Annotated in this window: 8 protein-coding genes; all 8 read left to right on the plus strand. The window is 73.0% G+C overall.

From position 1 onward, the window contains the following. The first annotated feature begins 25 nt into the window (after positions 1-25). Positions 26-961: an ABC transporter permease gene (locus K6I33_RS07940; RefSeq protein WP_229349242.1), complete on the plus strand. Its 936-nt coding sequence runs from the start codon at positions 26-28 to the stop codon at positions 959-961. Then, a complete protein-coding gene (locus K6I33_RS07945) occupies positions 954-1,742 on the plus strand; it encodes an ABC transporter ATP-binding protein (protein ID WP_229349244.1) in 789 nt (262 codons plus the stop codon). Before K6I33_RS07940 ends, K6I33_RS07945 begins: the two co-directional genes overlap by 8 nt. Before the next feature lie 403 nt (positions 1,743-2,145). Next, on the plus strand, positions 2,146-3,045 hold the full coding sequence (gene hpnC, locus K6I33_RS07950) for a squalene synthase HpnC (RefSeq protein WP_229349246.1): 900 nt from the start codon (positions 2,146-2,148) through the stop codon (positions 3,043-3,045). Next, the gene (hpnD, locus tag K6I33_RS07955) at positions 3,042-3,992 is read left to right on the plus strand and encodes a presqualene diphosphate synthase HpnD (protein ID WP_229349248.1); all 951 of its coding nucleotides are present in this window, start codon (positions 3,042-3,044) and stop codon (positions 3,990-3,992) included. The genes hpnC and hpnD overlap by 4 nt, the downstream gene beginning before the upstream one ends. Then, positions 3,992-4,126, plus strand: a complete 135-nt coding sequence (locus K6I33_RS35960) for a hypothetical protein (protein WP_275126649.1) — start codon at positions 3,992-3,994, stop codon at positions 4,124-4,126. Before hpnD ends, K6I33_RS35960 begins: the two co-directional genes overlap by 1 nt. Next, positions 4,123-5,583: a hydroxysqualene dehydroxylase HpnE gene (gene hpnE, locus K6I33_RS07960; protein ID WP_229349250.1), complete on the plus strand. Its 1,461-nt coding sequence runs from the start codon at positions 4,123-4,125 to the stop codon at positions 5,581-5,583. The genes K6I33_RS35960 and hpnE overlap by 4 nt, the downstream gene beginning before the upstream one ends. A gap of 44 nt (positions 5,584-5,627) precedes the next feature. Then, complete coding sequence (locus K6I33_RS07965; protein ID WP_229349256.1) at positions 5,628-6,722, plus strand: polyprenyl synthetase family protein; 1,095 nt, start codon at positions 5,628-5,630, stop codon at positions 6,720-6,722. A 134-nt stretch (positions 6,723-6,856) separates the two neighbouring features. Further along, a partial coding sequence (locus K6I33_RS07970) for a prenyltransferase/squalene oxidase repeat-containing protein (protein ID WP_275126650.1) occupies positions 6,857-7,560 on the plus strand: 704 nt, incomplete at its 3' end.

Raw genomic sequence — 7,560 nt, forward strand, 5'->3', positions numbered from 1 at the left:
CGCCTTGAGGACGAAAGTGTCAACTGTGAGCGAGACAACGCACGACAGTGCGGTCGCCCTGACTGTGCCGTCGTCACCCGACGACGGACTGCCCGCCGCCGAGCTGGCCCGGAAGTACGGCCTCGCGGTGAGCGGCGCCCGGCCGTCCCTGGCCGAGTACGCGCGGCAGCTGTGGGAGCGGCGCCACTTCATCGTCGCCTTCTCCCGGGCGAAGCTGACCGCTCAGTACAGCCAGGCCAAGCTGGGCCAGGTCTGGCAGGTGGCCACGCCGCTGCTGAACGCCGTCGTGTACTACTTCATCTTCGGCGTGATGATGGACCAGAAGCGGAGCCTGCCGACGAACACCTACATCCCGTTCCTGGTGACGGGTGTGTTCGTCTTCACGTTCACCCAGAGCTCGGCGATGGCGGGCGTCCGGGCGATCGCGGGCAACCTGGGCCTGGTCCGGGCCCTCCACTTCCCCCGGGCGGCCCTGCCGATCTCCTTCGCGCTCCAGCAGCTCCAGCAGCTGCTCTACTCGATGGTCGTGCTGGGCCTCGTCCTGGTCGCCTGCGGGCACATGCCGTCGACGGCCTGGCTGATGATCGTCCCGGTGCTGGCGCTCCAGTTCCTCTTCAACACCGGACTGGCGCTGATCCTGGCCCGCGCGGGCAGCAAGACCCCCGACCTGGCCCAGCTGCTGCCGTTCCTGCTGCGCACCTGGATGTACGCGTCGGGCGTGATGTACAGCCTGGTCGACAACCTCAAGCGGACCCACGCGTCCCAGTGGGTGATCGATCTGCTGGGGGCCAACCCGGCGGCCGTCTACATCGACCTGATGCGCTACGCGCTGATCGACGACTACGGGGCGAAGCACCTGCCGCCGCACGTATGGGCGCTGGCGGCCGGCTGGGCCGTGCTGATCGGCGTCGGCGGCTTCGTCTACTTCTGGAAGGCTGAGGAGAAGTACGGCCGTGGCTGAGCAGATCACCCCCAAGGGTTCCGAGCACGTCCCCACCGTGATCGCGGACGACGTCCACATCGTCTACCGCGTCTACGGCGGCAACACCGGACGGGGCAGTGCCACGGCTGCCCTGAACCGGATCGTCCGCCGGCAGCCGAGCGTCGGGGTGCGGGAGGTGCACGCCGTCAAGGGTGTGAGCTTCACCGCCTACCGGGGCCAGGCCATCGGCCTGATCGGCTCCAACGGCTCGGGCAAGTCGACCCTGCTCAAGGCGATCGCCGGGCTGCTGCCCACCGAGCGCGGCAAGGTCTACACCGACGGCCAGCCCTCGCTGCTGGGCGTCAACGCCGCCCTGATGAACGACCTCACCGGCGAGAAGAACGTGATGCTCGGCGGGCTGGCCATGGGGATGTCCCGGGAGCAGATCCGCGAGCGCTACCAGGACATCGTCGACTTCTCGGGGATCAACGAGAAGGGCGACTTCATCACCCTGCCGATGCGCACGTACTCGTCCGGCATGGCGGCCCGGCTGCGGTTCTCCATCGCGGCCGCCAAGGACCACGACGTGCTGATGATCGACGAGGCGCTGGCCACGGGCGACCGGGCCTTCCAGAAGCGCTCGGAGGAGCGCATCCGCGAGCTCCGCAAGGAGGCCGGCACGGTCTTCCTGGTCAGCCACAACAACAAGTCCATCCGGGACACGTGCGACCGGGTGCTGTGGCTGGAGCGTGGGGAGCTGCTGATGGACGGGCCGACGGACGAGGTCGTCCGGGCCTATGAGAAGGAAACGGCCCGCTGACGCGGATGTGATGTGCGAGGCCCCCGCCGTGCGGTCGCGGCGGGGGCCTTGACCGTTCCGTAACGATCAACTGGCTTATTGTCAGGGCCGATTGGGCGCTCGCGTGGCATTGTGAGGATCAAGCACATACCCCGGCGAGCGTCGGACACCTGTGCGGCGTACGCTGTAGCCTGCTCTTTTGCGGCTGTTTCGGTCCGGGGCGTGGCGATCCACGCGGACGGACCCGCCGCCGGGGCCGCGAGGGAGCGGCCCGGAAGGGAGGCCGGGGCGCGGCCCGCCCTGCGGCGTGTCCGAAATAGGATGTTCTGGGTCGGCAGTGTAGAACGGGAGATGTGACGGCAATGGTTACGGGAACTCTCCAGATCAGAGACGCGTACGCCGTCCCCGGTCCGGGCAGCCCGCGATGACCGCGGGGACGGACGCGCACGCGCGCGCCGTGCTCGACAAGGCCGCGCACGAGAACTTCCCCGTGGCGCCCTTCTTCGTGCCGCGCGCCTGGCGTGCCGATCTCATGGCGGTCTACGGCTACGCCCGCCTCGTCGACGACATCGGCGACGGCGACCTGGCCCCCGGCGGCCGCGACGCCGAGCTGCTCGGCCTGGACCGCGAGCAGACGGACGACCGGCTCGCCATGCTCGACGCCCTCGAGGCCGACCTCCATCGCGTCTTCGACACCACCGGCACGGGCCCGCGCCACCCGCTGCTGCTCCGCCTGCGTCCGACCGTCCGCCGGTGCGGTCTGACCCCCGAGCCCTTCCTGGGGCTGATCGAGGCGAACCGCCAGGACCAGCACGTGCGCCGCTACGGGAGCTACGCCGACCTGCTCGCCTACTGCGAGCTGTCGGCCAACCCCGTCGGCCGCCTCGTCCTGGGCATCACCGGCACCACCAGCCCCGAGCGGGTCCGCCGCTCGGACGCGGTCTGCACCGCCCTGCAGATCGTCGAACACCTACAGGACGTCGCCGAGGATCTCCGGCGCGACCGCGTCTACCTGCCCGCCGAGGACATGGCGCGCTTCCGCGTCACGGAGGCCGATCTCGCCCTCCCGACCGCTGGCGCGTCGGTGCGCGCCCTGGTCGCGTACGAGGCGGAACGCGCCCGGCGCCTGCTGAATGAAGGCACCCCCCTGGTGGGTAGCGTCCACGGCAGGCTGAAGCTGTTGCTCGCGGGATTCGTGGGCGGAGGGAGGGCCGCACTCGCCGCGGTCACCGCCGCGGGGCACGACGTTCTCCCCGGACCGCCCAAGCCCACCAAGCTCAGCCTGCTGCGCGAGGTGGGGGCGACACTGCGAAGAGAGGGGTGAGCCGGGACGTGACTGGAACCACACAAGCGTCGCCGCCGGTACTCGCCGCGTACAGCTACTGCGAAGCCGTCACCGGACAGCAGGCCGGCAATTTCAGCTATGGGATCAGACTGCTGCCCACCGCCAAGAGGCGGGCCATGTCGGCGCTGTACGCCTTCTCCCGGCGCATAGACGACATCGGTGACGGGCCCCTGGACCCCGAGTCCAAGCGGCTCCGGCTGGAGGACGCCCGCACCACGCTCGACCGGATCCGGGCGGGCGACATCGACGAGGACGACACCGACCCGGTGGCCGTCGCGCTCGCCCATGCCGCGCGCCGCTTCCCCATCCCCCTCGGCGGCCTCGACGAGCTCATCGACGGCGTCCAGATGGACGTCCGCGGCGAGACCTATGAGACCTGGGACGACCTCGCCCACTACTGCCGCTGTGTCGCCGGCGCCATCGGGCGGCTCTCCCTGGGCATCTTCGGCACCGTGCCCGGCGCACGGGACGCCGCGCGCGCCCCGGAGTACGCCGACACGCTGGGCCTGGCGCTCCAGCTCACCAACATCCTCCGCGACGTCCGCGAGGACGCGGCCAACGGCCGCACCTACCTGCCCTCCGACGACCTCGCCAAGTTCGGCTGCTCGGCCGGGTTCCGCTCCGCCCTGCCCCCGGCCGGCGCGGACTTCACCGGCCTGGTCCACTTCGAGGTCCGGCGCGCCCGCGCGCTGTTCGCCGAGGGCATGAAGCTGCTGCCCATGCTCGACCGGCGCAGCGGCGCCTGCGTCGCGGCCATGTCCGGCATCTACCGCCGGCTGCTGGACCGTATCGCCGAGGAGCCCACGGCGGTGCTGCGCGGCCGTGTCTCGCTGCCGGGCCACGAGAAGGCCCTCGTCGCCGTGCGCGGACTCTCCGGGTACGACGCGCGCAGCGTCCACCGGCAGACCGCCAGGGGGCGCGTTTGATGACCCCCGCCCCCACCATGACGACCCGTACCGGCCGTACGCCCGGCGAGGCGGTCCACCGCACCCGCAAACGGCGCGCAACCCTCCGCCCGGCGGACGCGTCCCTGACAGCAGCCGAGGGGATGGGCGCATGACAGAACGAACGACAACCCGGCCCGACCGGCTCCGCACGGACCAAGCAGGCCGCCCCGACGGGGCGGCCGCGGTAGTGATCGGGGGCGGACTCGCGGGCGTCACGACGGCCCTCGAACTCGCCGCCGCCGGGCTCCGCGTCACCCTGCTGGAGGGCCGCCCCCGCCTCGGCGGGCTCGCCTTCTCCTTCCGCCGCGGCGAGCTGACCGTCGACAACGGCCAGCACGTCTACCTGCGCTGCTGCACCGCCTACCGGTGGTTCCTCGACCGGATCGGCGGCGCCCACCTGGCCCCCGTCCAGGACCGGCTCGACGTGCCCGTCCTGGACGTCGGCCACCCCTCGGGCCGGCCCCGCCTCGGCCGGCTGCGCCGCGCCGGCCTGCCCGTCCCCCTCCACCTGGCCGCCAGCCTCGCCACCTACCCCCACCTCTCGCTCGCCGAGCGGGCCTCGGTCGGGCGGGCCGCGCTGGCGCTGCGCTCCCTCGACCTCGACGACCCCGCCCTGGACGGCACGGACTTCGGCACCTGGCTGCGCCGCCGCGGCCAGTCGCCCCGGACGGTCGAGGCCCTGTGGGACCTGGTGGGCGTGGCCACCCTCAACGCCACCGCCGGGGACTCCTCGCTGGCCCTGGCCGCCATGGTCTTCAAGACCGGCCTGCTCTCCGAGCCCGGCGCCGCCGACATCGGCTGGGCCCGGGTGCCGCTGGGCGAGCTCCACGACACCATGGCGAGGGCCGCGCTGGACGCCGCCGGCGTCCGCGTCGCGCTGCGCACCCGCGCCACCGGGATCACCCGCCGCCCCGACGGCGGCTGGCACGTCGACACCGAGGCCGGGCCGGGCGCGGGCGAGCGGCTGGAGGCCGACGCGGTCGTCCTCGCCGTGCCCCAGCGCGAGACCCACGCGCTGCTGCCCGAGGACGCCCTTGACGACCCCGACCGGCTGCTGGGCATCGACACCGCGCCCATCCTCAACCTCCACGTCGTCTACGACCGCAAGGTCCTGCGGCAGCCCTTCTTCGCGGCGCTCGGCAGCCCGGTGCAGTGGGTCTTCGACCGCACCGACTCCTCGGGGCTGGCCGCCCGCGACAAGGCCGCGCAGTACCTGGCCGTGTCCCAGTCCGCCGCGCAGGACGACATCGACCGGCCGGTCGCCGAGCTGCGCGAGCGCTACCTCCCCGAGCTGGCCCGGCTGCTGCCGGCCGCCCGGACGGCACGGGTGAAGGACTTCTTCGTCACCCGCGAGCGGACGGCCACGTTCGCCCCCACCCCCGGCGTCGGCCGGCTCCGGCCGCACGCCCCCACGAACGCGCCCGGCCTCTACCTGGCCGGTGCGTGGACCGCCACCGGCTGGCCCGCGACCATGGAGGGCGCGGTGCGCAGCGGCCTCGCCGCCGCCGACGCGGCCCTCTCGGGGCTCGGCCTGCCCCGCCGGAGCTCCGCGCGGGAGGCGGCGGTATGAACCAGCGAGCCCTCAAGGCGCGCGTTCCCGCGAGCGGGACGCGCATGAGCACGACCACCACCAGAGGAGAGACCGTGACATCGGCGATCCCAGCTGTCGACACCGCGGGCGTGCGCGCCCTGCTGGAGCGCGGACGGACGCTTGCCACGCCGGTGCTGCGTGCCGCCGTGGACAGGCTCGCGGCACCCATGGACACCGTCGCCGCCTACCACTTCGGCTGGATCGACATCGACGGCAAGCCCGCCCACGGCGACCCGGGCAAGGCCGTACGGCCCGCCCTCGCCCTGCTGTCGGCCGAGGCCGCCGGCGCCCCCGCCGAGACCGGCATCCCGGGCGCGGTGGCCGTCGAGCTCGTGCACAACTTCTCGTTGCTGCACGACGACCTGATGGACGGCGACGAGCAGCGCCGCCACCGCGACACCGTCTGGAAGGCCTACGGGCCGGCCCAGGCCATCCTCGTCGGCGACGCCCTCTTCGCGCTCGCCAACGAGATCCTGCTGGAGCTCGGCACCGTCGAGGCCGGCCGGGCCACCCGCCGGCTCACCACCGCCACCCGCAAGCTCATCGACGGCCAGGCCCAGGACATCTCCTACGAGCACCGCGAGCGCGTCACCGTCGCGGAGTGCCTGGAGATGGAGGGCAACAAGACCGGCGCGCTGCTCGCCTGCGCGGTCTCCATCGGCGCGGTCCTCGGCGGCGCCGACGACCGCACGGCCGACACCCTGGAGGCCTACGGCTACCACCTGGGCCTCGCCTTCCAGGCCGTCGACGACCTGCTGGGCATCTGGGGCGACCCGGAGACCACCGGCAAGCAGACCTGGAGCGACCTGCGGCAGCGCAAGAAGTCCCTCCCCGTGGTCGCCGCCCTCGCGGCCGGCGGCCCCGCCTCCGAGCGGCTCGCCGGCATCCTCGCCGCCGACGCGGGGCTCACCGACGCCCAGCTCGCTGACTTCGACGAGGAGGAGTTCGCCTCCCGCGCGGCGCTGATCGAGGAGGCGGGCGGCCGCGAGTGGACCGAGCAGGAGGCCCGCCGCCAGCACGCCACCGCCGTCGAGGCCCTCGACGGCGTCGACATGCCCGCGGAGGTCCGCGCGCAGCTCGTCGGGCTCGCCGACTTCGTCGTCGTACGGAAGAGTTGATCACGATCGACGCGAACTGAGCCCGCGGTCGCCGGCCGGTGCCTTGTGTGTGCGGCACCGGCTGACGGAACCCCCCGAAGTACGGCAGTCACAGCAGTACGGCAGAGAAGGAACTCACTGCATTAGGGGAAACCATGACAGCGACGACCGACGGCACCGGGGAGTCACCGCTCCCCGAGGCCGAGGCCGGCCACAGCACCACCGCTCCGGCGCCCGCCACGGCGTCCCCCGGAGCGCCGAAGACGCGTGAAGCCGCGGCGCGGGCCGTCACCCTCGCCACGGACCACCTGCTGGCCCGCCAGGACGCGGCGGGCTGGTGGAAGGGCGACCTGGAGACCAACGTCACCATGGACGCCGAGGACCTGCTGCTGCGCCGGTTCCTGGGCGTCGACGACGAACGGACCACGGCCGCCGCCGCCCGCTTCATCCGCTCGCGGCAGCGCCCCGACGGCACCTGGGCCACCTTCCACGGCGGCCCCGCCGAGCTCTCCGCCACCGTCGAGGCCTACACCGCCCTGCGCCTCGCCGGGGACGCCCCCGGCGCGCCGCACATGGCCGCCGCCTCCGCCTGGGTCCGCGAACAGGGCGGCGTCGCCGCCACCCGCGTCTTCACCCGGATCTGGCTGGCCCTCTTCGGCTGGTGGCGGTGGGAGGACCTGCCCGAGCTCCCACCCGAGATCATGTACCTGCCGAAGTGGGTGCCCCTCAACCTCTACGACTTCGGCCAGTGGGCCCGGCAGACCATCGTCCCCCTGACCGTCGTCTCCGCCCTGCGGCCCGTCCGGCCCGCGCCCTTCGCCCTCGACGAGCTCCACACCGACCCCCGCCAGCCCGACCC

The organism is Streptomyces sp. UNOB3_S3 (genome assembly GCF_020740895.1).
Classification (GTDB): Bacteria; Actinomycetota; Actinomycetes; order Streptomycetales; family Streptomycetaceae; genus Streptomyces.

Bases quoted from the DNA above. Each gene is read 5' to 3' on its own strand.
- hpnC (WP_229349246.1), top strand. From the start codon at position 2,146: ATGACCGCGGGGACGGACGCGCACGCGCGCGCCGTGCTCGACAAGGCC.
- hpnE (WP_229349250.1), top strand. From the start codon at position 4,123: ATGACAGAACGAACGACAACCCGGCCCGACCGGCTCCGCACGGACCAA.
- K6I33_RS07965 (WP_229349256.1), top strand. From the start codon at position 5,628: ATGAGCACGACCACCACCAGAGGAGAGACCGTGACATCGGCGATCCCA.
- K6I33_RS35960 (WP_275126649.1), top strand. From the start codon at position 3,992: ATGACCCCCGCCCCCACCATGACGACCCGTACCGGCCGTACGCCCGGC.